Genomic DNA, 25,167 nt, shown 5'->3' on the forward strand with positions numbered 1-25,167 from the left:
GAAATATATTCATTTACTTGTAGCAACTTTATAAGGTGACTCTTTATTTCTCCTTGTGATACACTACTTCTCCTTGTAAAACCGTCACTAAAACTTTCGCATTCGGAATCTTATCGGCACTCATTTTAGTAATATCTTCATTTAGTAATACCATATCAGCTGATTTCCCTACTTCAATCGAACCTGTAGTGTTATCAAGGCCTAGCGCTTTAGCTGGTTTAATTGTATAGGCATCAATAGCTGCGTATACATCAGACAAACCCTTGTCATCAATGCTTAATGCATTCGAAATCGTAACAAGTGGATTCAGTTCATTTACATCCCAATCACTACTAAGTGATACATTTGCTCCTGTTTTCCAAATTCGTCCTAACGGCATAATTCGTTTCATCTGTTGATCTGAAAAATACGTACTTGCCCAGCTTTGTTTTGGATCTTCCGCAAAATCATGACCTACTTGAAAATCAGCGCTAATACCTAATTTAGCAAAACGATTTATATCACTATCTTCTACCATTTCCACGTGCGTGAGCGTATAAGGCTGATTCGCCCCTTCTTTTTTCGCCGCTTCAATTGCATTTAAACTCTCTCTTACCCCGCCGTCTCCAATCGCGTGAATAAGTGCACCGTAACCAATTTTATTAAGTTCAGTTAACCACCATTTCATTTTTTCTTCTGGAATATAGTTCAAACCATATGGAGTTCCTTTAAACCACTCAAACTTATATTTTTCTAATATTTTAGCTGTACTATTAATACTAATTCCATCACTATACATTTTCACTTGATTTATAAGCATTCGGGATGACAAGTCATCACGTTTAATTTTTTTGAAATACTCCATTTGTTCTGCTTCATTTAAATTCGGATATACCCATGGACGAAGTACTACCCGCGTTGTTAGCTTTTTTTCATCATAAACTTTATTCCAAACATCTAACCAGCCTCGCTTCCAATAGAGGCGTCCATCACCGACTGTAGTAATACCATTCTTCGCAACCTCATCTAATCCGTCCAACAAACCTTCATAGTTTTTTTCAAAGAGGTTCGGCTGAGAATTCCATGCTTTTTCCATCACAATGTCTCCAGCTGTATCATAAAGAATACCAAATGGTTCTCCTGATTCAGGATCTCGAATGATTCTTCCGCCTTGCGGATCTTTCGTATCTTTATTTATCCCAGCTAACTCCAATGCTTTCGAATTAACCCATACAGAATGAGAGGTTCTTTCCATAATTAATACTGGATTATTAGGAAATAACTCATTTAGAACTTGTAATGGAGTTTGTTGTTCTGATTTTTCGTCCATATCTTTTAACAGCTCTTCTAAACTAAATCCAGTTCCGCTTATCCATTCCCCTTCCTTTACATCTTTTTTACACGCTTTTAAATACGAGCGTTGTCCTTGCAGGGAAGCATCTGGTGAGACACTACAATTCCCTGCTGCTGGTGATTTCGCTTCAAATATATGATTATGATTGTCCACAAAACCAGGGAGGATAAAACGTCCTTGCAAATCCACCACTTTCGTATCTTCATTTATAAATCCCTCTACATCCTTGTTTGAACCAACAAATGTAATTTTCCCTTCTTTAACGGCTACAGCCTCTACGATGTCTTGCTTTCCATTTGCAGTATAGATTGTACCATTTTTAAATACTACATTCTTCGGCAACTGATTAGGTAGAACAGAGCTACCATTCCCACCTTCTCCTACTTCAGGAGTACACGCTGAGATCCATACCATACTAAGAATCAGACAAATAAGTAAAATTTTTCTTTTCATATTCTTTCTCCTTTTTATTATGATAAATTGCTTACATATATAGAATAAGGATTGACATAATGTTAATGTCAATCCTTATTCTCATTCTATTTTCGTAACTAAAAAACAAATTTGTGTTACATACTCCTCTACCAAACAATCACATTCAGGTCCCTTTATATAAACTTCATATGGGTGACTATCTATTATATATCCATTCTTTTCCACCCACTCTTCTAATGCCATATAAGCATAACCTATATAGTCATAGCTGCCATAATGCATAGTAGTAACGATTTGATGCTGATTTAGCTTTTTTATTTCGCACTCTTGTAATACGCCTTTATTGTCCTCATACATAACCGGAATTCTTAATTCAATATCACTGTGATTTGGAATATACTCTTTATCATAAAAAACTACGGATGGAGAACCGACTATTTGAAAGCTATTTTTTTGTACATTTTCATATAAGTCATAAAAATAATCATCCATATCATCTATATCTATTTGTAATCTTTGAGCAATTACCGTTATTTCATTTCTCGTTCCAATTAATATATCGTAACTTCTATGACGAGCAATATTCAGACCATTATTCATACTTACCATTTCATTCATTTCAGAAATAACCTGTAAATTTTGTTTCACCTCATGAGACAACTCTATAATTTGCGCTTGCATATGTTTAATAAATGAATTTTGATCTGCTGACTGGAGAATTACTTTAATTTTCGGTAAAGGAAACTTGTACTCCCTCAGCTTTTTAATTTTCAATGCTATTTCTAGCTGTCCTTGTTCATAATATCTATATCCATTTACCGGGTTTACATATGCTGGTTTTAATATCTCCTCTTTGTCATAATGCCTTAGCATCCGTGTACTCATTTTACAAATCCGCGAAAATTCAGTAATTGTATACATATAAATACCCCTTGAATACATTTTCTTATAAGCTTATTTATTAAAACCAATCAAAAAGTTTTCTAATTGAAGAACCTTCACTCTGATTGTTCAATCTTTTCATTTTTGAAGGCAACAAATGACTCGGACAATACCACGTTAAACAATTCATTGCGCCTCCCATTGTCGATATTTCTCCTACATGAATTTGAATGACTTGTTTCTCCGTATGCTGTTGAATATATCGTAAAACCTCCCCATCTTTAGCTAATCCAAACTTAGGAACATAAAGGGCGTCACATGTTTCTAACATATTTATATATAAACCTTTTGCCGAGGCTATTTCTTGATCATATTGTCCTTTCTCTGTATATGATGAAGGAACAACTATAAATTCAGCTTCTGGCATTTGCTCTTGAATAATCTCTTGAACATTATATCTAAATTCATGATCCCCTAAAAAGTCACTAATAAACATTGTATGTTCATCAATAAATTTAACCATTCCGTCTGCGTGTGCAAGTACATCTCCTTCTTCAGCAGGAATAACAATAACCCGACTCACATCTAAATCCCACTCTAATTGCTCAATAATTTCCTCTTCTGTCCAATCATCGTTATCATCAAATATGCGTTCTGTTAATATAACGGTATCTTTTTTATTCCAAATAAGATTACCACCATCCAATATTAATGGTGACTTCACATACTCAAAGTCATTTTTCTTCAACCATTTATTGAATTGCTGATCTAAATATCGTCCTTGATCATCTGCTAAATAATTTGGGCGATATTTAAATTTAACAAGATGATTCGTTACAACTGGCGCAACATCTCTTAGCCAAATATCATCATACTCAAAAAAGTTTGTATGAAAGTCTTGCTCTTCAACAGATAAAGATATAAGTTGATCGGTAAATGCTTTATTTTCATTTAAGTATTCATTAAAGTAAATAATGTCTTCATAAAATGGTTGATAATATTCATTCGATTCATCTGGTATTGCAGTAAAAATAATGCCACTATGTTTTTGTTCCATATTATTTACCTCGCTTTTTAATAATGATTAAATAACTGATTTCAATCAGCCAACTATTCCCCAATTCATTTCTCTTTTCATTACAATTTTTGAAACGTGCACATTTCATGAATGGATTATAGCACGGAGAAATATTATATATTTATATAAAAAATATAAAGCCGTCGTTAAGCCGTAAACTGACTCTTGACAAGATTTTTTAATTTTAATCGTCGTACACAATGAAGGATTAGATGATTTTTTTATCAAGATTCAAATCCATTACTTCTAATAGGGCGTTTTGATTATATAAATTCACTAAATGTGTTTCTACCCCTATACAAATTCCTTCTAGTGGAAGATCGTTTGGATCCTGACCAAATGGATCCTCAATTTCAACCCCTATTGCTTCAATCCCTATAAATGCAAAACTTATAAACGTAGTTGCAAGTACTGTAAACCATCCAAGACTATCAACAAGACCAATCGATAAAGTCCCGCAAAATATGAGTAGTAAAATTTTAATATGAGCAAAATATGCAAAAGGAATAGGCGTTGTTTTGATTCGATCACATCCACCCACAGCCGTAAGCAGATTATTCAAATCAGCTTCCATATTAATTATTGCATTTGGATGAATTTGACCCGTTTTCAAACCTTTTGATAGTATAGTTTTTAACATAAAAACTATACTAATCGGTAAATGAATAGACTCAGTCAACATTTCTTTTTCCTTCTCAGAACAAATATCAAACAAAGCTTTTATTTCGGATAAATCTTTTTCGTCTCTCAAATGTCCTTTCGCTATCTTTGGAAAAGCAATTAATAAATGTAAAAATTTCAATTTTTCCTGATCCGTCTTTTTCCCTTCGGACTCCCAATAACATAAAAAACTAACTGCCAAATTTCTAGTACAAGCACCAATCGTGCCAAATAACTTTCTACCTTCCCAATACCTATCATAAGCAGTGTTAGTACGAAAAACTAACAGTAGACCTAAAGCCCCTCCAACAATTACCCAAGGAGTTTGATTAATTTTTATTTCTACATAATAATTAATTACAGTTACTATCGTTGAAACGCATATATATAATAAAATCTGCGGGAAAATATCTCTTATAACTGTTCCCTTTAATGTAAATATTTGATGTAAACTATTTTGATTATTGTAATGTACCATATTTACCAAAACCTCTTTCTTGACTACTATTTTATGCTTTCTTTCATCTTAAAAATTATGAAAGTATACAATTAAATAGTAGAATCATAAACCCTATCATTAGGAAACTGGTTAAAATTATTTCTTTCAATACCTTTACTCCTTTTTGGTCAAAAGATATAACACGTTTTTGATTTAAACAACAATTATTCACTCTTCTAAATCACGACGCATTATTCTAGAATTTGCAATGAATAAAGCGCTTATTAATACAAAAATCGCACAGGCATATAACAATGAATCTATTGGACTATCGTGATCTATAATAATTAAACGAACGATAGCAGTTATACCTATATATATAAAATAACGTAATGGAAAATGAAAATTCATTTGAAAGTACTTTATAATCATTACGATGAATTCAAAATATAAAAAGAATACGACGATACTATCAATCAAATGATAACTAGATTCCTCACTATTTAATTTAAGTTCTTGTATAAATTGAATAACTTCTTTCATCAGAAACACACTTAGAACAATCCCTAAGCAAATCAAAGCAACATTTAAAATGTACTGTAGAACGATAGGGAACAACAAAAAAACTTTTTTAAAATTCTTTAACACAAAAATTTTTCTCCTTTTATGATAAAACGAAAGCGGCATTACACTCATAATTTGTTTATCATTATATTGAAATTAAATTTCACTTACTCTTATTGCAGGCAATAAAACATAACAAAATAGGTAAAGGTAAAATTTTACCTATTTTGTCCAAAAAATAATAACTTCCAATCAATTATTTCAAATTAATGGGTTGTTGCTGTGTAACACAATGAATCATTCCTCCATTTTTATAAAGTTCTCTCACGTCAATTCCCACTACTTTGCGATTTGGATATAACTTCTGAATCGTATCGTTTGCAATTTTGTCATTAGGGTCATTATAGTTAGGCACCAATACAACTTTATTCCCAATATAATAATTGATATACGATCCCTTATAATCGAGAGTTTTTCCACTTTCTAAAGTAACTTTATCTTTACTAAGCGGTAAGTATTCATATTTATATTTCTTTCCTGAAGCATTTTTTGCATCTAACAATTTATCCATATCTTTGTTTGACAAGCCCCATTCAGCCAAGTCATCTTCTTTCATCGTTACAATAGTAGATTTATCATGGAATTTAGCAAATCCATCAATATGAAAATCCGTAATATCTAAATTAGGCACTCCGTCTAACCAAATAAAGTTTGTCACTCCAAGGTCACTTATATATTTTTCAATTTCCTTTTCTGATAAATCAGGATTTCTATTTTTATTCGTTACTGCACTTCGAGTTAATAAAGCAGTCCCATTGCTGTCTAATTCAATTGCGCCACCTTCAAGGACGAATTTCCCCCAATCAATTCTTTCAATCCCTAATTGTTTACTAACATTCTCACGTACACGGGCATCATTTTTATAAGGAGTTTTCTTCCCCCAACCATTAAATGCTGGATCTAATATTTTTAGATTTTTATTATTGTCATAAACAAAAATTGGTCCACTATCTCTTGCCCATACATCATCAGTAGGAGCGATAAAGAAATCAATTTTCTCCATATTTAGCCCTTTATCTATTAAAAGCTTATTGATGCGCTCTTTCTCCTCCTCATCGTATGCAACAATGTGGACTTTTTCACCCTCTGTTAAAGCGCTTGCCATCTTAATCCAAATAGGTTCAACTTCCTGCTTATACTCTTGACCATATGTGTATTCATGTGGCCATTGTAGCCATGTACCTTCATGTTTATCTTTTTCATCCGGCATCGTATATTTTCCAGCGTTTTTCTGTACCTCTACCTTTTCACTCTCTTTCCCTTTTGCATTTTCATTACCCCCTTCAAAAGAACACCCACTAATAATCGTTGTAGATAATGTAGCTATTAAACAAAACTTTACTATTTTTTTCATTTTTCAACCTCCTGTTCATGTCTCCAATAATGTAAAGCTTCACATAGTGTGAAGCTCAAGCTTTTTCATCAATGTAAAAATTACCAATTATTCTTCCGCATGATAATCACATAATTTCAATACAAATAGATGACATTCACAAAGTACATTCCCTATATTTAACATTAATATCATTTGACTTCCTTCATGAATTTATTCTAATATTAATCCCCTCTCATACCTGCTTCTTCACTAAATAAAACATTATTAAATAAAAAAATCGGTATTGATAATTACATATCAATACCGATTTTAAAATAATTATTTTCCTTCTATTAAATCTTTCGCCATTTTTCTAAACTCTTGATTAAATGCATCGTTCATTCCATTTTGTACGTTTGAGAAAAGAATTACAAAAGTTCGTTTATCCCCATTAAAATTATTAAAAGTGTTCCAACCAGCTAACACCCCATGATTATGATTATAATCTGGGTAAATATAGAAACTAAATCCATACTTTCTAGCGGGTGATACGGTAAACATATCTGATAAGCTTTGTTTAGAAAGTAATTTACCATCCACAATTGCCTCATCTAACCTTTTCATATCATCAACAGTTGTATACATTTCACCACAACCATATAACCAACTCATTTTTAAACGTGGCGTTGTTACTAACTCATTATTTTTTTTCGTATAACCTTCTGCTAAAAACATATCCCCAGGCAACGTTGCACCCATCCCAGATTCATGCATCCCAACAGGAGTAAAAATATTTTCATTCACATATTCAGCGAGCGGTTTATTCGATATCTTTTCTACAATATATGCAAGCACCATATAATTATAGTCTGTATATCTCCACCCTGTCCCTGCAGGAAATTCAAGCTTTTGAGATCCAATCCATGTTACTAACTTTAAGCGTGATGCTGCCTCAACTCTACCTTGTCCTTGCTCAGGTAACCCCGAAGTATGCGTTAGCAAATTTCTCAACGTAATATTTTTATCTGCCGGAAACGACGGGATATATTTATTCACATTATCTTCTATATTTAATTTCCCTTTTTCTCTTAGCTGTAATATAGATATTGCAACTACTGTTTTTGTAATGGAACCGATACGATATTTTGTTCTTGGCGTTGTAAAAATTTTATCTTTTACATTCGCATATCCGTATCCTTTTCGTAAAACCACATTATTTTTATCAGCTACAAGGACCGTTCCATTAAATCCTTTATCTTTTAAATACTGATCTAGTTTTGCTGCTGCTATCTCATAACGTTTTTGCTGATTCGCATCGACTTTCGGTTTATCATTTTTAAATTTATTCTTATAATCTGAAAATGCCTTCAAATTATATTTCTTATCTTTATTTGCATGTATGAGAGCAGCGACACTCCCACAAAAAATAGCAAAAATAAAGAAAACAATTAGCCATTTCTTAAACATATAGGGACCCTCTTTTATCCAGTTTCACTTTATACTTTTCCATTCTATTCCCACTCTATATCTATTAATTTCTAAACATTTTATAATTATATCATCTATCCAATATTCATCATATTAAACTAGATTCCTTTTTCTCGCATTCAAATTTTGACTACTCTCTATTGTATTTCTTTTTTGCAAAATTTCCACCTTACAATCGGATACATCTAACTTGAATTTCAATTTCTTATGTAACATTCGTTACACATTGGCAAGAATGGAGGTGTTAATTTGAAAAATACTGATAAACACAATCGTTTAGATGATTTGAGGTTTCATTATCGAGCAACAAAAACATAGTTATAATTGAATATTGCATAAAAAAGATTATAATTTTAAAAGGAAATGACGCTGAAAAATTTTCGAGAAAAATAAATCGAGCAAATAACGAAAAACAACTTATTATAGCTAAAATTACCGGCAATTTCAAAAGAGGAAATGAACGTTAATGAAAACGAATCTCATTTCTTTATTGATTATACAGCATATTAAAAAAAAATGTCACTCATCCGACATTTCTTTATATTTTCTTCATAAAAAGTTTACATTTTTAACGCTCTTTTCCTTTTACATAAACTCACCGCTGAAAAACTTAGTAAGCTAAAAGTGGATTTTTATAAAGCACCGCTTGTGAAGTATAGGCGGTGCTTCTTGTTTAATTACACAATAAATTGTTCATTACGTCTTCAAGTAATTCGTTCGGCTTTAAGACCTCGTTTTCCGTACGCCATCCTATAAATCCATCTGGCCTTATTACTACCGCTCCTCCGTTTTCTATCCCATATAATTCACTAAAATTATTACTTTGATCAATAAAATCTCCAGTTAAACCAACCTGGTACACTTTTATATTTACTCCTAATCGAGATGAAACAACATGTGCAGCTTCAGTCCAATCACTAGACTCTGTCCCAGTAAGTAACACAAAGTTGCTACCGAATAAATCAAGTATAGAAACTTCCTTCCCTTCATAAGTTCCCCAAAAATGTGGCGCACGCGTTCCCGGGCGTCCGTTCAAATCTACTATATCCATTCTATGAGGAGTGGTACATTCATCTATAATCGCCTCTGAGCAATACTGATAACCAGCAGTGATAGCTAAACTATCCATATTGCTCAAATTACTTTCATCTCTGCCCGCAGCACGAAATAATATACTACTCGCATGGTCCGTCGTTAATTTTGCAACAGGATATCTCTCTTCATGATACGTTGCTAACAATTTTGGATTTGCTTTCCCTTTTATAACAGCAGCTAACTTCCAAGCTAAATTATGCGCATCTTGTATTCCCGTATTTGAACCAAATCCTCCTGTTGGCGGCATAATATGTGCAGAATCACCAACTAAAAAAATACGATTATCTTGAAATTTTATCGCTGTACTTTCACTTGCTTCCCACGGTAAAACACTTAATATTTCTGGTTCAACATTTGTGCTTCCAATTGCCGTTTGAATAATTTGTTTACAGCGTTCTATAGAGAAATCCTCTGGTCGCTCCCCTTTTACTGGATCATAAGCTACATGATAAATCCATTTACTCACGTTATCGACTGGAATAAGCGCACCAATTACTTCTGGATGTAGTATCATAGTAAAACCAAATGCGTCTCCTTTTATAAATCCACTCAAATCCGCTTCAAAATATATGTTCATATAATAACCACCGATCGTACCACGGCCCTCGGTTAAAATCCCTAACTCTTCACGTATGTTACTTTTCGCCCCATCTGCTGCAATTACATAATCACAATGAATCATGCTCTCTTCTTTCGTTTTACGATTTCGAATCGTTGCTATTACTCCGTTTCCATTTTGCTCATAAGAAACTAGTTCATGATAAAAAGATAGCTTCCCGCCTAATCTCTGTGCTTCTTGCAGCATCATCTCTTCTAAAGTAATTTGATAACAAGCAGTTTGTTTTGATGGACTAATCTCTTCCACTTTACGAATTGACTTTTCATCATTCTCGTTCTGAGTGGCCTTCATTTGTTCCAACTCTTCATTCTTCACCTCAGCTATTGTTTGAACCGCAATTCTCCCGCGACAATTCTCTAATGCTTTACCAGCTAATCGAATTCTTTTTTCTAGACCTAATGCTCGAAATAACTCCATCGTACGAAAAGTAATCCCGCCTGCTTTCGGATGAATTGCAGTAGACGGATGCCTTTCAATAAGTAAGTACTCAATGTTCTGTTTTCCAAGAAATAACGCAGACGCTAATCCTGATAATCCCCCTCCAACAATTAAAACTGGTACGTGTTTCGATTTCATATATTTTCCCTCCGCATATATTCTTCTGAGCTCAGTGACATAAATATAATCAAAAAAAAAACAAAAATATAGACTTATATTTCATTTTGAATTATCATATAGATAGATTACGCCCCAAATTACTTTTTCCTTTTATACATCTACAACTATGAGGACTGTGTATGAATAAAAGGAAAAAAAAAACAAAAAGGGCCTTCGTTATATGAACTGTATCCCGAATCATGGATGGACACTTAAAAAAGCCCCATGATTCGGGTTTTTTGTGTATTTTTATCAAAAAACCTCGTTATAATGGAACCAACGATAGAAATGAGATACGGAGAATGAATGATGCATTGACTTTAAGTTAATTAGATTGATAAGAAAAAACCTATGCCCATGCATAGGTTTTTTGTTCATTTCCTTCTATTATAATAGTAGATTAATTACGCAAAATGAGTATCAGTCCAAATTACTTGTGATATCACATTCGTACTGTTTCTTGTCACATCAATATGAAATTGATCTTCTGCCGTAATGTGACAGGTTTGTCTTGCTGCTGCGCTAAAATGTATTTCGTATTTTCCATCAATGTTTACTATCTCTATATCTTTCCACATGGTGTTCTTTTGAAAGCCAGTACCGATTGCCTTTACTGTCGCTTCTTTGATACACCACATAATAGAATAATTGATGTAATTTTCTTTTGCCCACAGTACTTCTTGCTTTGTAAATAGCTTTTGAAGTGCTTTTTTATTCTTCCATCTTTCAATCTCTGTAATATCGATGCCTATTCCTTTAATCATTTAAAGCCACTTTCTTGCTTTGATTTGCCGATTTTGCAGTCGCGATATATACACCGATTAATACAAATAACATACCGATTACTTCTTTCCAACTCATGACAGAACCATAGAATACGACAGAAATTAAAGTCGTAACGATTGGTGTAAGGTTCAGATACATGCTCGCTTTGCTCGCCCCGATTTGTTCTACACCTTTATTGAAAATAATATATCCAACGAGCGTACCACATACAACCATATAAAACATTTCTAACCAGCTTTGTGCAGACATACTAGGTACTTTGTCCCAACCCCCTTCATATAAGGAAGAGATTGCTAGGAAAACAGAACCCATAACAGTCATTATTGTCGTAGCAAATAATGGTGAAACGTCTTTCATGACAGCTTTCCCTACTAAACCATATATAACGCCGCATGCTAGAGCTGCTAAAAACAATAAATCCCCAACATTAAATGCTAAGGAAAGTAACATATCAAGAGATCCTTTTGTAATCACGATAATAACACCGACTAAAGATAGTACTAAACTGATTCCGACTTTACTGTTCCATTTTTCATTTAAAAAAAGAATCGAACCTAGTGTAACGAAGATTGGCATGGTTGCAATAATTAATGAACCATTGATAGCGGACGTATAGTGTACACCTAAAAAGAATAGAGCGTTATAGCCGAAAATACCAGTTAACGCAACGAGTAATAGTCCTTTCCATCCTTTCTTGATAGAATCCATATCCCATTCCGATTTAATTGTTAAATACACCATAAGGATGACACCTGCGATACCGAAACGAAGAGTAGCTGCGACTAATGGCGGGATTTCAGTTACAACATGTTCAGCTGTCGAGAAGGAACCGCCCCAAAACAAAGGAACTAGTAGAAGTAAGAAATAAATCTTGTTTGATTGGTTTTGATTTTGCATCTTTGTACCTCCTATTTAGTTAAATGTGTAAGTTTCGTGTTTACAGGTTCAAACTTATAAACATGTTATGTAAAAAAATTAATATCCTGCTTCAATCGCAGATACTAATTCTTTCATATAAATAACGAAATTACTAGTTGTCAAAGAATAATATACTTCTTTTCCGTGTTTCTTTGGTCTAACCAATTCTGCTTGCTTTAATATTTTTAAATGATGTGATACTGCAGGTCTAGAAATTGACATTTGTTCTGTTATTTGAGTTACATTTAAACCATCGGTTTTAAGTAAAATCATGATAATTTGTTGCCGATTTACATCGCCCAATGCTTGGAAAATGGGAGTCGTCAAATTGAATTGTTCAAGAATGTTTTCTCTGTTTTTGCATTCGTAATTTTCCATGATTCGCATCCTTTTTAATAAATATATTTATAATGATACCATCAGTGTGGGGTTAATGAGGTAATGTTGCTGATGGTATCCCAACTATTGTAAGTATATCATCTTTTCTAACAAAAGTTGGTAAATATAGGAATTAAAATTCAAAAATTTCTTTTGCTTCTATTAACATAAAAAGTTCTGTTAAATGAATCATGTTCTCGATATCTGATAAGATCGTTTGCAGCTCTTTCTCAACCTGCTCCTTTTCTCCACAGTCTTTTAGTTTAACAAGCTCGTATGTACAAAATTGCAATTTCTCGTTTAGGTTCTGTATAAAACACTTGGTTTTTGCATCCATCATTCTCACCCCGCCTTCTAATACGCATGAGAATTCATAAGAGTATATTCAGATATTAGGAATTATGTGTATAATTCTAACACAAAAAACTAAAACTCGTTACATATAATAACAATATTATCCACAAATTGACAACTTTTTTCTTTACTTTGTAATATTTTTGTATTTCTCTTGTAAGCAGAAGCGTAGTATAGACTTTCTATGGACACAATGTAATGAAGTCCTTACAATAGATTTCAAGGGGATCTTTCAAAATAAACGTATAATATTTTTAATTAACCTCACACAGAATACATATAAGTACAAGAAAATAATTAAAAACCAATTACAATTCAAATTTCAAAAATACACAAAAAGGAGGAGATACGATGACTAATAAAAACGAAGCTGGTTGGAATTTAGAGAGTAGCTATACCGACCTTCCAAAATCATTTTTCACTGAAATCCCCCCAACTCCTGTACGTTCACCGGAGTTAATTAAATTAAATCATTCATTAGCAATATCTCTTGGTTTTAATCCTGAGGAACTAAAAAAGGACGCTGAAATTGCCATTTTAGCTGGTAATACTATTCCAGAAGGAGCTCATCCACTAGCTCAGGCGTATGCTGGGCACCAATTTGGTCACTTCAACATGTTAGGAGATGGTCGTGCCCTTTTAATTGGAGAACAAATTACTCCTTCAGGCGAACGGTTTGATATTCAATTGAAAGGTTCCGGTCCAACTCCATATTCGCGCCGTGGTGATGGCCGCGCTGCACTCGGTCCGATGCTACGTGAATATATTATTAGCGAAGCGATGTACGCGCTTGATATTCCAACTACTCGCAGTTTAGCAGTAGTCTCAACTGGCGAACCAATCTATCGTGAAACAAAGTTACCTGGGGCAATTTTAACTAGAGTTGCAAGTAGTCATATACGCGTTGGAACATTCCAATACGCGGCTGCTCGCGGCTCAATCGAGGATCTCAAAGCTTTAGCTGATTATACGATAAAGAGACATTATCCAGAAATTGAATCTACTGAAAATCCATATGTTGCATTGCTTCAAGAAGTCATTAAACGCCAAGCAAGCCTTATCGCAAAATGGCAACTCGTCGGCTTCATTCACGGCGTAATGAACACTGACAATATAACGATTAGCGGCGAAACGATTGATTATGGCCCTTGTGCCTTTATGGATAGTTATGACCAAGGAACAGTATTTAGCTCTATTGATGTCCAAGGTCGCTACGCATATGGAAATCAGCCGTATATGGCTGCATGGGACCTTGCACGATTAGCCGAATCTTTAATGCCGATTCTACACGAAGATGAAGAAGCAGCGCTAAAGATTGCACAAGATGAAATTTCAAAGTTTAGCGTGCAGTACGAAAACAATTGGTTCCTCGGAATGAAGAAGAAATTAGGACTATTTAGCAATGAAGAGCAAGATCAATCACTTATTGAGAAACTTTTAAAAGCAATGGAAAAATATAAAGCAGATTACACAAATACATTCCGTTCATTAACTGACACTACATTAGAAAATACACCTTTATTTGAAAGTCCCGAATTTAAAGAATGGTACGAGCTATGGCAATCTCGGTTAGAAAAACAAAAAGAATCGAAAGATGATGCATACAAATTAATGAAAAATAACAACCCAGTAATCATCCCTCGAAACCACAAAATAGAAGAAGCACTAGAAGCAGCTGTTAAAGATGGAGACTATAGCGTTATGGAGAAACTTCTTCAAGCTTTAGCAAATCCTTATGAATATTCTCAAGAACAAGCGGATTACTGCACGCCTCCAGCGCCGACGAATCGCCCTTATCGTACTTTTTGTGGGACGTGATTATTTAACATAAAAAAGGTGTGTTCATACAAATTGTATGAACACACCTTTTTTATACACTTCCCTTTTAAAAAGACAGACTGAAGCATCTTATAGTTATCCTTACTATATTCCACACTCCCCTCCCTTAAACTAAAGAACAAAACTAACTTTATTCCAATTTGTTTAATAATAAATCCACTAAACAAATATTGAGAAATATAAAACCCCATTTCTAAATATTATTATTTTTGATAATATATTTTATAAGAATATTCAAAAAGTGAGGGGATTTCATGAACGTTCAACTACAAGGTAATGAACAAATTACAAAACTATTTAATGATTGGTATTTAGCTATGCTAAAGCAAGATGTTTCACAGGCGACGAATTTAAAGCATGAAATTGAGGAAAAGGAACTACATTTTAAAGAAGACGAAAATTTAGCATTATACTATTCCTTACTAGATTTTCGCTATAAAATTTTAACAGCTAGTTTAAGTATTACAAAAGATAGTTTTGATAAGATAGATTCTTATTCCATCTCATCTAATCATCCACTTTCTTATTACTATAATTTGTTTAAAGCGATTTATGCTACTTTAACAACAAATTATAACTTAGCGAGTAAACATTATGAAAAGGCAGAGAAACTATTAGTCAATATTTCAGATAAACTAGAGGAAGCCGAATTCAATTATCGATTCGCTATCTTTAATCAACATTTTTATAAACCTATTGAAGCAATTCAGCAAGCAACAAAAGCCAGAGAAATTTTCATTACTGAAAAAGGATTTGAAATAAAATTAGCCCTTTGTGACAACATAATTGGTTCTTCATGTGTATTTTTAAAACAATATGAACAAGCAGAGGAAAAATTCAATTCTGCTCTTTCTATTTTACAAAAATTCAACGAAAATGCTTTAGTTTTAAGTGTTCGCAATAATCTAGGTTGGCTCTATGCAAGTCAAAACCTTTCTCCTCTAGCAATTCGACATTTATCAGAAGTTACAACAAAAATACCTACACATTTTAAAGCGACCTTTTTACAAGCTAGAGAACATTCTAAACTTGGTGAAATAAATATTGCTGAAGAACTTATTAAAAAAGGATTAAAAGTTTGTACAGAACTAAATAATGAAGAATATATACTTCATTTTAAAAATTTAAATTCATTTAACAATAATGAGTCAACTGAAGATCTAGAAAAAATTATTCTTGAAGGAATTACTTATTTCGACAAAGAATCTTTATATAACTACACTCAAGAGTATTCAGAGAAACTAGCTGTTAAATTTTATGATGAAAATAATCATATAAAGGCGAGTGAATATTTTCATAAAGCGTTACAAGCAAAAGAAAAAACGTTTGAGAAAGGAGCTCTAAAATGATTAAAAAAATTAGTTCTCTCGTTTTAGGATTATCTGTTATTGGTATTGTGTCTATTGGAATAAATAGTTCATTTACATATCAAGCAAGTCATGCCGATCTTCCTGCACCACAAAGACCTGATTTTGTTCAATCAGTTGATGTTAGTAAAGACTACAACCCAACAACTGCTGAAAAAACATTTTAATACCAAAAAAATGAACGACCTTCGATTAAGAAGGTCGTTTTAAATGCGCTTATTTTGTTGATGTATCGAGTACTTTTTAATAAACAAATGGTAGCGCAAGAGATACTAAACCACCTATTATTACAACACTTAATAAAGTAATACAATTCCGAATTGATATCCCATTCCTCTAATACGCTATGCCTCCGGCGGGATTCGAACCCGCACTCCTTTCGTAAGCATAAGCTAAGGGGAACACGCTTCCCTACGAAATTTCACCGATAGGAATTTCACCTATCTCAGCTTATTTGCTTTTCGGTGCTTCTGAAACCTTTGCCTTGCGACCCGCTTCTAGAGCTACAGAGGCATTTTTCTTTCAAGCAAAGGGATATTTCTACAAAAATAGAAATATCCCTTTGCTTCACATGAAATCTCTCACTCTATTTCTTTCATCAAATCAGCAATCCCCCTGCTCCCCTCACTCCCAACTTTCTCAAGTTCTTCTACAACTAACTTTCTTCTTTCCACAGAATGATTTTGACTTAACTTCGCTTTTCCTTCTATTTTATTTATCTTTATTCTAAACCCAACTATTCCCCTACTTAATCCTTCCATATAATTCGGATCTACATCATTCAGTGAGTAGGTGCTCTTTGGATTTTCATATTTATGTACTAAATCTTGAAGTGAATCTATTAATTCCTGTTCATCTTCAACAATTTCTAATTCACCATATACATGCACCGCAACATAGTTCCATGTTGGTACTGCTTTATTTGTTTCATACCATGACGGAGAGATGTAACTATGTGGCCCTTGAAAAATAGCTAACACCTGCTTATTCCCACTATCTTTCCACTGCTCATTTGGACGTGCAAAATGGCCATATAAAGTAAGTGCTTCCCGATCTAACAATAACGGCAAATGCGTTGCGTATGGATCTCCGTTATGTTGAGAAAATAAAGTTGCAAAACTATTTTGTTCAATAATTTCGTACTTCGTCTCTTCATCTTGTATAGTGAAATGTTTTGGTATATACATAAACGCCCTCTTTTCTTATCTTCTTATTTCCTAATTATATTTATGTGATTTATTATTTGGCAGGGACAGATTATAATTGTTTTATAAGGGCAGTTCATATAGTAAAACCTTTGTTTCAAAAATAATAGGTGGCATCAAATGATTTCTGCCACCTTAGTCAACTTTTTATTGATACAAGCTCCTCTATTTAACTACCCTTCATGGCTTTTTCTAATACACCTTTAATGAATTCCGTTTTCCCCAAACTATAACTTGCTCTATTTTCCGCCGTTTCTGCTAATTCTTTCTTTAACTTCCCATATTCAATAACAACGTTTGGATTTCCACGAAGATAATCACGAAACTCTACATGTCTTCTTAACTCGTCACTATTCTTATCGCATACATATAAATGATGTTCCATCCAAATTGTATTCTTTCCATCCCTCGGAACATATTGATCCTTTCTCCCAAAAGCCTCTCTCCCCTTAAAACTCCACTCTTCTTGATGAAAATACCCTATATTTTCAAGCCTCTTTATTACTTTTGGAAAAACCTCATAATCTTCTATTACAACATCTATATCCAATATTGGTTTAGAAGCAAGCCCTTTAACGGATGTACTACCAACGTGCTCTATAGAAAAAATGAGTTCTCCCATTACGTTATTAATCAACGTCTGTAATTTACAAAATTCACTTTCCCATTGTGTATTATATTTCTCAATAGTAATAAATCGTTTCAATTGATCCATCCTTCTTAAATCACTTTTATAACCTCTGAATATGCGTATCCTTAAAATCAGTTTCATACTTTAATCCATATCCAAGCATTCGATCCATCCCAATATGTGCTGTCCATATTAAACCAACCATTAAAATCGTATCCATCTTTAAATAGACCCCTATTAAAACAAGTAATATTGATATGATATATGTGTGAAATAGATTATAAATTTGTGCACCGACACGTTTGTTAATAGCGTACGCCACCATTGCTAAATCAGGCGTAAAAAGTAATACGATAAATAATAACCAACTAAATCCACATAATGCATATATATAAATCGCAGCTAATAAGACGACCAATCCTTCAAAATGTATAATTCGTTTCTCCAAACTTCATCATTCCTTATCTTTTAACTTAAAAATTTTATTCGGGTTTAAAATATTTTGCGGATCAAGAGCTTTCTTTATTTTTTCCATTACTAAAAGCGCAGCCCCATGTTCTTCTTCTTGATACTTCTGCTTCCCTATTCCAACGCCGTGCTCTCCTGTGCACGTTCCGCCACGCTTAAGAGCATACAGTACAATACTTTCGTTTATTTCATCCGCTTTTTTCACTTCATCTTTATCATTTGGATCAATCATTAAGAGTACGTGGAAATTCCCGTCTCCTACATGGCCAAGAATACCACCTACAAGACCAACTTTATCTAATGTCTCTTTCGCATGTTGTATTGCGCCAGATAATTCTGAAATTGGTACACAAACATCCGTGCTCATTAGTTTTTTACCAGGATAACTATGAACGTAAGAATAAGCTAAGTTATGTCTTGCATCCCATAATTTATTTCTTGCCGCAGTTTCAGTTTCAAAAGCAACTTCTTTACATTTATGATCAAAAACAATTTCCTTCGTAAACTCGATATCTTGCGTTAGACCTGCTTCATTTCCGTGAAACTCTAAAAACAGTGTTGGTTCTTCTCTGTAATTTGTTTCATTATAATGATTTACTTGTTTCATAGATAGTTCATCAACAAGTTCTATTCTCGCAATTGGGATGCCAGCTTGCAGTATATTAATAACAGCTTCTACTGCATCATTTATAGTTGGAAACGATGCTCTCGCAGCCATAACATGTTCTGGTATGCCGTATACTTTTACTGTTAGCTCTGTAAAGCATCCAAGCGTACCCTCTGATCCTACGAAAATACCATTTAAATGATAACCTGATGATGACTTCGCCGCTAAATTGCCAGTATGTATCACTTGTCCATCAGCAAGTACCACTTCTAAATCACGAACTTGATCACGCATTACGCCATACTTAACCGCTGTCGTTCCGCTCGCATTCGTAGCAGCCATGCCTCCTAATGTTGCATCTGCACCTGGATCTACACTAAAAAACAGACCGTACTTTTTCAATTCTTTATTGAGCTGAGAGCGAGTCACTCCTGGTTGTACTTTCACAAGAAAATCTTTCTCTCTTATTTCAAGTATTTTGTTCATTAATGAAAAATCAACCGTAATCCCCTTTTCATAAGGAATTATATGGCCCTCTAAACTGGAGCCTACTCCAAATGGAACGACAGCCTTTCCATGCTGACTCGCTACTTTCATAATCTCGCTAACTTCCTCAGCCGTTTTCGGATACACAACTACATCCGGCAAACTACTAGTATGGTAAGATTCATCTTTACTATGTAACTCTCTAACTGTCTTATTAACCACTACTTGATCTTCAGGAAGTACATCCTTTAATTCATTTACTAAACGTTCAATTGTTATTTCCATTACGTACTCTCCTTTTATATTATTTACGCCACATTAATTATACCATTTTTATACAAAATAATCAGAATAGTGAGACTCCTGTAATTTTATATATAAAAAAGAACTTGCAGTATTCCCTACAAGTTCTTTTTTATAAAACTATATTTTAGACGATTTCTTCAATAAAATCATAAACCAAACTAAAGTAAATGCCATCATAGAATGAGAGAATCCTACAATATAAGTTAACCCTTTAAATTTCGCTCCATTTAGTTGAAGAAGACCTCTCGCTGCCAGCGAACCTAACATTAAAGTTAATGCGATATTATGTAAAATAAACCAGTTATTAAATCCTTTCACTTCATGAAAAGCGAATACTTTTGCTAATCCTAAAGCAATTAAAAAGAAGAAAAAGCCAAGTACCAGTGTATGCGTATGCAAAAGATTTAATAGTGTAGATCCTAAAATCCCTTTATACTTTCCATACTCCCTAGCAAAAATCCCTGATAATAAACCGATAATCAAATAAGTAAACGATGCATTATATAATTTTTTCATTATGTACCTCCTTAAGTAGAATGTGTAGTGTGTCATATTTAGTAATAATGATAGTTATATAGTAAAAACTCCTAGTTGCCTAGGAGTCATTGTATAAGTATCTCACTCTTTACAATCCATCCTAATTATAAAATATCCTTCTATGCAAAACAATCGAACTTTATGTGAACAAGTAAAGCTCCATTAAAATATGTTGCACTTTTGTTTTACACACTCCATACTAATTGTTATAACTTTTAAAGGTGGTGCAATAGATTGATAGTTTTAGAAACTGAACGCCTCAATCTTCGTTGGTTGGATATAAAAGATGCTCCGTTTATTCTCGAGTTAGTAAACGATCCTGCATGGATTCAGTTTATCGGTGATAAAGGGGTTAGAAACTTAGAAGACGCAAAAAACTATATTGTAAATGGACCGGTCGCTATGTATAACACAATTGGATTCGGCCTTTACCTAGTAGAACGAAAAGAAGATCTCATGCCACTTGGTATGTGCGGTCTTATTAAAAGAGATTCATTAGAAGACGTTGATATCGGCTTTGCGTTTTCAGAAAAATTCCGTTCAAAAGGATACGGCTACGAATCTGCTTCTGCGGTAATAGCGTATGGAACAAATGAGCTAGGTCTTAAACGAATTGTAGCAATTACTTCTATAGATAACACTGATTCAGGAAAGCTTTTAGAAAAAGTAGGTTTACGATTTGAGAAGATAATTTCAGACTCAGAAGAAGAACTAAAATTATTCGGGTATAACGCATAATAAAAAAGGGACGCCATTCACAGGCGCCCCTTTTACTACTTCACTTCTACCGTATAATTCCCTGTTCCCCCGCCATACTGATACACATGTAAATAATACTTTCCTGGATACGTATAGTAGCTGCCTACTAATTTATTCCCTTGCGGCTGAGCATACGTAATATAATTATTTAAATCTGCTTCTGAATAAAGAACCCAGTTTATTCCGATATTATTTTCATTCGTTACATTAATTTGAAGGTTTTTCGCAGTTTCTACATTTATTTCAAAGTAATCACTTGTATCACCGTTTCCTAAACTAGCGCGTAACAATTGATTTAACTGCAGTTTATTCGCTGTTTTAAATGAATTATTCGGCTCTTTTTCTACACTGTTATCTTCTTTCTTTTGAACAGTTACACTCGTTGTATTAGTATTAGCTGCTCCTTTATCGTCTGTTACTGTTAATTTCGCTGTATACGTTCCTTCTTTTGTATAAACGTGAGTTGGATTTTGTTCACTACTTACAGTACCATCGCCAAACTCCCATTTATAAGAAGCAATTTTCCCATCTTCATCTTTTGATCCATCGCTTTTAAACGAGATTGCTTCATTCGCATTTCCACTATACGGACCATTAATAACCGCAACTGGCGCTTTATTCGCTGCACCTTCTCCTTCTGTATTAATGCCGTGGAACACAACATCATATTCAAACTGTCCTGATGCATTCACACGATAATTCACAAAATAAGCTGTTACTGTTTTATAGCCTGTCCATTCTTTCGCACTTAAACGTTTTAACGTATCATTAACGTTTTGCGTAATTGTTTTCCAGTCTTCATTTTCTCCTTTTGCAGCAGTACCTGTATACGTTCCTTGCAGTGTAAATGTATTAAAGAACTGTGATTTATTTTTCTTTACCGATACATTATTTAATTTCGCTTCCGCTGTAATTTCTGCCACAATGTCCGAAACTGGTTTCGGTGCGTGAGTTGCTAAATAATCATCTGACACGAGTGGCACATTATATTTCTCACGATTATCTACTAACATTTGCATATAGTCTTGATACTCTTTATTTAAATTCGCATCTTTACTTAAAGCAGAGCGGTATGCATCATATGCTGTTACATCATTTTTCCTAATAAGGTCATGAACTTTATCAAACATATCGTATCTCTTATTGTACATATACGATTGTAAGGCAAAGGAATAATTATAAAAATCCCACGTTCCATACTTTGCGTTTAACGTCCGTTCTGCCGTATAACGTTCGGCTGGATTTGAAGATAATCCTCCAATAATGCTCTTTCTTGGTACAACATTATCAGTTCTCGTTGAACCTGCAAAAAACTCAGCATTCCCTTCTTCAAACCAAGATAACCTCTCATTTTCATAGAATTTACCTTGTCCCCAAAGTCCCGGCACTTCATATCTACCTTGTAAATAATGCGTGAACTCATGACGGAATAACTCTTCTAAACTATATATACTCTCTTCTGGTGTACGTTCATAAGTAAAGAACGTTCCTGTTCCTTCTATATACATACCACCATTATCTGTTTCATATCCGTATAATTGACGATTAAATTGATATTCAGCTGGGCTATTATAAATAACCATCGTTAATACATCATCTGGATTCCCTTTTTCTAAAGGTTGGTCACTTTCAACCGTACGATGGAATTGAGCCTTCACTTCTTTTGCCGCCCAATATAACCGTTTTACTTTTTCCTCAGTCACTTGATCTCCAGCTTTTAAAACAATTGCACCATCATCAAACGTATACGTTTTTGGCAAATATTTTTTCTTACCCTCTTCTCGTATTTGGTCCAAATCAACCACTTTACCATTTGCATCTTTTCCGCCATAGTTCGTTGAAATTTGCTCAGCTGCTACGAAATATTGCTCACCTAAATATGGGTAAATTTTCATCGCATCTGTTACAACTTGCAGCCCTTTCGTCCCTGTACTATGGAATGTACCGAGTCTACCTATATAATAAATGCCATTATTAATAAGCCATCCGTTTTTCTCTGTAATCGTTCCCATTAACGCAAATCTACTTAACTCATTAATATAACTATCTATTTTCTGATACCATAGTGTATCTTTCGGCGCTTTTCCCATGTCATATAAATACGATTGAATATCATAATCTACACCTTGCATAATATCGTACACTGCATTACCTGCTGAACGATTATCTATAAATGTAGAAAGATTATCATTATATTGTTTGAAAATATTCGCAGCCGATGAAATCGTTTCCGCATCACTAGAAGCGTTTCCTATTATTTTTCCATATGATGATACAACTTTATTTTGTTCTAACGTACCGAGTTTGAAATTTGAATTGTTCGCAATCGTTTTTAATGCCGGCAAGCACTTGTCATGGTAGCTTCGCTCATTTAATTTGCTTAATTCTGTATGATAAAACCCTAAATAAAACCCAGATCGCAATACCTCTACTAATGTTTCAATCCCCTTTGAATCATCCTTCGTATACGTTTGTCCTTGCTGCTTCAATTTATCAATAATCGCCTGTATCCTACTATCATTTTGATAGAATGCAAGGCTGTCTTTATTAAACTGAAATAGCCCCGTAATTTGCTCCCAATCGATTGTTACAAGTAAATCTACTAACTGCTGATTGCTTAATTGATTTAATTCAGCAATTGTATAAGTTTTCGCTACAGCTAATTGCTTACTTTCCTTTTTTACTTCAGGTGGTCTTTGCGATAAATCAGCAAATTGTAGCCTTTTCTCAAAAGATTTATTTTCTAGCACTTTCGATGAATGAGCTAATTCTTGCACTGGCAGTTGTACACCAACTGGCTCCATTTTGAGCACATTTCGATAAGAAGCTTGCGCTCCCTTACTATCTTCCGCCGATATGTTTCCTTGCAAGCTACCTAACATTAAACTAGCAAAACTTACCCCTACTAACACTTTTTTTGAATAGCCTTTCATGCTCTCCCCTACCTTACATTTTTTAGTGTCCCACTTCATTATTTTACTATTCTGACTATTTATTCTGTATTGAGAAAAAATAAGGTAACGTTCACACATGTATCCGTTCAAAGCAAAATTAACGCTTGACTTCCCATGCGATTTGTATCAAAAAAGGATAGATAATAGCGAAATTCCTGCTATATCTATCCTCTTTGTCAACGCTATGATTTTAACTTTATAAACGTGACTTCCGGTAATGTTTGCATATGCTGAATAAATGCATTCTTTTCTTCAGGTGATATATTTTTCAGCTGCATTCCTACCTTATAAACCACACCTGTATCGTGCTGTAAAGCTTCAACTTCATATGTAATTATTGAAATACCTTTCACTTGTAGCGTTTCTAATATTTGTTGTACCGCTTCATGTTTATTCATACAAATTTGCACTGTTATATTTTGCGGAAATAAAAATCGCAACTTAAAAATACGACTTACAATCTCTAAACCAATTAAAACGAGAATCGTCGCTCCAACGCCCACTACATACATACCTGCTCCAATTGCTAATCCAATTCCTGCTGTAGCCCATAAACCCGCCGCTGTCGTTAATCCTTTCACTGCCTGCTTTTGAATAATAATTGTACCCGCACCTAAAAACCCTACTCCACTAACAACTTGTGCTGCAATACGACTCGGATCAAGAGACATATGGTCTTCAAACACAACATCCGAAAAAGCATATTTCGAAACAACCATTATTAAAGCACTTCCTACCGCCACTAAGAAGTGCGTTTTTAGTCCTGCCTCTTTTGAACGAATTTCTCTTTCAATACCGATCATCGCTCCTAATAATCCAGCAACCCCTATTCGTATAATAAAATCAATATCTAAACTCACGAACACTTCCCCCTTTCATTCATTATAGATAGATAAAACAAAAATTATCACGCACATCCATTTATCGATATAAAAGAATTTCATTAAAATAAACTTAATATCCCGACTCATTTATGTTAATATTTAAAATATTAACATAAATGAAAA

General features: G+C 33.8%; 23 protein-coding genes and 1 pseudogene. 5 read left to right on the forward strand and 19 right to left on the reverse strand.

What is annotated here, in order from left to right:
• Window positions 1–43: 43 nt before the first annotated feature.
• The 7 genes from FT637_RS22055 to FT637_RS22085 form a co-directional block, all read right to left on the reverse strand.
• The gene (locus FT637_RS22055) at window positions 44–1,786 is read right to left on the reverse strand and encodes an amidohydrolase (RefSeq protein ID WP_193648121.1); all 1,743 of its coding nucleotides are present in this window, start codon (window positions 1,784–1,786) and stop codon (window positions 44–46) included.
• A gap of 81 nt (window positions 1,787–1,867) precedes the next feature.
• Complete coding sequence (locus tag FT637_RS22060; RefSeq protein ID WP_193648122.1) at window positions 1,868–2,689, reverse strand: MerR family transcriptional regulator; 822 nt, start codon at window positions 2,687–2,689, stop codon at window positions 1,868–1,870.
• Window positions 2,690–2,729: 40 nt separating this feature from the next.
• Window positions 2,730–3,707 (reverse strand): agmatine deiminase family protein, encoded by a 978-nt coding sequence (locus FT637_RS22065; RefSeq protein WP_193648123.1) that lies wholly within the window; start codon window positions 3,705–3,707, stop codon window positions 2,730–2,732.
• 229 nt (window positions 3,708–3,936) lie between these two features.
• Window positions 3,937–4,866: a bestrophin family protein gene (locus FT637_RS22070; RefSeq protein WP_193648173.1), complete on the reverse strand. Its 930-nt coding sequence runs from the start codon at window positions 4,864–4,866 to the stop codon at window positions 3,937–3,939.
• A 189-nt stretch (window positions 4,867–5,055) separates the two neighbouring features.
• Window positions 5,056–5,475: a phosphate-starvation-inducible protein PsiE gene (gene psiE / locus FT637_RS22075; protein WP_193648124.1), complete on the reverse strand. Its 420-nt coding sequence runs from the start codon at window positions 5,473–5,475 to the stop codon at window positions 5,056–5,058.
• A 172-nt stretch (window positions 5,476–5,647) separates the two neighbouring features.
• Window positions 5,648–6,805, reverse strand: a complete 1,158-nt coding sequence (locus FT637_RS22080) for an agmatine/peptidylarginine deiminase (RefSeq protein ID WP_193648125.1) — start codon at window positions 6,803–6,805, stop codon at window positions 5,648–5,650.
• A 300-nt stretch (window positions 6,806–7,105) separates the two neighbouring features.
• Window positions 7,106–8,233 (reverse strand): serine hydrolase domain-containing protein, encoded by a 1,128-nt coding sequence (locus FT637_RS22085; RefSeq protein ID WP_193648126.1) that lies wholly within the window; start codon window positions 8,231–8,233, stop codon window positions 7,106–7,108.
• Window positions 8,234–8,503: 270 nt separating this feature from the next.
• On the opposite strand from FT637_RS22085, the pseudogene FT637_RS22090 reads away from it, so the two are divergent.
• Window positions 8,504–8,721, forward strand: a pseudogene (locus FT637_RS22090) (hypothetical protein).
• A 206-nt stretch (window positions 8,722–8,927) separates the two neighbouring features.
• Here the strand turns inward: FT637_RS22090 and FT637_RS22095 are convergent.
• The 5 genes from FT637_RS22095 to FT637_RS22115 all read right to left on the reverse strand — a co-directional run bounded on the left by FT637_RS22095 (window position 8,928) and on the right by FT637_RS22115 (window position 12,987).
• On the reverse strand, window positions 8,928–10,544 hold the full coding sequence (locus tag FT637_RS22095; RefSeq protein ID WP_193648127.1) for an FAD-dependent oxidoreductase: 1,617 nt from the start codon (window positions 10,542–10,544) through the stop codon (window positions 8,928–8,930).
• Window positions 10,545–10,969: 425 nt separating this feature from the next.
• Window positions 10,970–11,329, reverse strand: coding sequence for a 4'-phosphopantetheinyl transferase superfamily protein (locus FT637_RS22100; RefSeq protein ID WP_090813960.1), 360 nt, complete (start codon window positions 11,327–11,329; stop codon window positions 10,970–10,972).
• A complete protein-coding gene (locus tag FT637_RS22105) occupies window positions 11,322–12,248 on the reverse strand; it encodes a DMT family transporter (protein ID WP_193648128.1) in 927 nt (308 codons plus the stop codon). The genes FT637_RS22100 and FT637_RS22105 overlap by 8 nt, the downstream gene beginning before the upstream one ends.
• A 78-nt stretch (window positions 12,249–12,326) precedes the next feature.
• On the reverse strand, window positions 12,327–12,647 hold the full coding sequence (locus tag FT637_RS22110; RefSeq protein ID WP_000432919.1) for an ArsR/SmtB family transcription factor: 321 nt from the start codon (window positions 12,645–12,647) through the stop codon (window positions 12,327–12,329).
• A gap of 133 nt (window positions 12,648–12,780) precedes the next feature.
• Window positions 12,781–12,987 (reverse strand): hypothetical protein, encoded by a 207-nt coding sequence (locus tag FT637_RS22115; protein ID WP_227493911.1) that lies wholly within the window; start codon window positions 12,985–12,987, stop codon window positions 12,781–12,783.
• A 365-nt stretch (window positions 12,988–13,352) separates the two neighbouring features.
• Between FT637_RS22115 and FT637_RS22120 the strand changes: the two genes are divergently transcribed.
• The 3 genes from FT637_RS22120 (at window position 13,353) to FT637_RS22130 (ending at window position 16,374) form a co-directional block, all read left to right on the forward strand.
• Window positions 13,353–14,819 carry a protein adenylyltransferase SelO gene (locus FT637_RS22120; RefSeq protein WP_193648129.1) on the forward strand — a complete coding sequence of 489 codons (1,467 nt, stop codon included), beginning with the start codon at window positions 13,353–13,355 and terminating at the stop codon, window positions 14,817–14,819.
• A gap of 275 nt (window positions 14,820–15,094) precedes the next feature.
• Window positions 15,095–16,189, forward strand: coding sequence for a hypothetical protein (locus FT637_RS22125; RefSeq protein WP_193648130.1), 1,095 nt, complete (start codon window positions 15,095–15,097; stop codon window positions 16,187–16,189).
• Window positions 16,186–16,374 carry a Phr family secreted Rap phosphatase inhibitor gene (locus FT637_RS22130; RefSeq protein WP_016091949.1) on the forward strand — a complete coding sequence of 63 codons (189 nt, stop codon included), beginning with the start codon at window positions 16,186–16,188 and terminating at the stop codon, window positions 16,372–16,374. Before FT637_RS22125 ends, FT637_RS22130 begins: the two co-directional genes overlap by 4 nt.
• A 414-nt stretch (window positions 16,375–16,788) precedes the next feature.
• Here FT637_RS22130 and FT637_RS22135 read toward each other — a convergent pair whose 3' ends face one another.
• The 5 genes from FT637_RS22135 to FT637_RS22155 form a co-directional block, all read right to left on the reverse strand.
• Complete coding sequence (locus FT637_RS22135) at window positions 16,789–17,394, reverse strand: FMN-binding negative transcriptional regulator (RefSeq protein WP_193648131.1); 606 nt, start codon at window positions 17,392–17,394, stop codon at window positions 16,789–16,791.
• Between the two features lie 187 nt (window positions 17,395–17,581).
• Entirely contained in the window at window positions 17,582–18,118 is a 537-nt protein-coding gene (locus FT637_RS22140) for a GrpB family protein (protein WP_193648132.1), read from the reverse strand.
• Window positions 18,119–18,143: 25 nt separating this feature from the next.
• Window positions 18,144–18,491 carry a DUF4260 domain-containing protein gene (locus tag FT637_RS22145; RefSeq protein WP_193648133.1) on the reverse strand — a complete coding sequence of 116 codons (348 nt, stop codon included), beginning with the start codon at window positions 18,489–18,491 and terminating at the stop codon, window positions 18,144–18,146.
• Between the two features lie 6 nt (window positions 18,492–18,497).
• Window positions 18,498–19,889 carry an FAD-binding oxidoreductase gene (locus FT637_RS22150; protein ID WP_193648134.1) on the reverse strand — a complete coding sequence of 464 codons (1,392 nt, stop codon included), beginning with the start codon at window positions 19,887–19,889 and terminating at the stop codon, window positions 18,498–18,500.
• 138 nt (window positions 19,890–20,027) lie between these two features.
• Window positions 20,028–20,426 (reverse strand): DUF2871 family protein, encoded by a 399-nt coding sequence (locus FT637_RS22155; protein ID WP_193648135.1) that lies wholly within the window; start codon window positions 20,424–20,426, stop codon window positions 20,028–20,030.
• 255 nt (window positions 20,427–20,681) lie between these two features.
• On the opposite strand from FT637_RS22155, the gene FT637_RS22160 reads away from it, so the two are divergent.
• The gene (locus FT637_RS22160) at window positions 20,682–21,185 is read left to right on the forward strand and encodes a GNAT family N-acetyltransferase (RefSeq protein WP_193648136.1); all 504 of its coding nucleotides are present in this window, start codon (window positions 20,682–20,684) and stop codon (window positions 21,183–21,185) included.
• A 35-nt stretch (window positions 21,186–21,220) separates the two neighbouring features.
• Here the strand turns inward: FT637_RS22160 and colA are convergent, their stop codons facing one another.
• Window positions 21,221–24,139, reverse strand: a complete 2,919-nt coding sequence (colA, locus tag FT637_RS22165) for a collagenase ColA (RefSeq protein WP_193648137.1) — start codon at window positions 24,137–24,139, stop codon at window positions 21,221–21,223.
• A gap of 203 nt (window positions 24,140–24,342) precedes the next feature.
• The gene (locus tag FT637_RS22170; protein ID WP_193648138.1) at window positions 24,343–25,020 is read right to left on the reverse strand and encodes an MgtC/SapB family protein; all 678 of its coding nucleotides are present in this window, start codon (window positions 25,018–25,020) and stop codon (window positions 24,343–24,345) included.
• Window positions 25,021–25,167: the final 147 nt, after the last annotated feature.

It is taken from the genome of Bacillus cereus (genome assembly GCF_015071065.1).
In the GTDB taxonomy this organism is placed as follows: domain Bacteria; phylum Bacillota; class Bacilli; order Bacillales; family Bacillaceae_G; genus Bacillus_A; species Bacillus_A cereus_BA.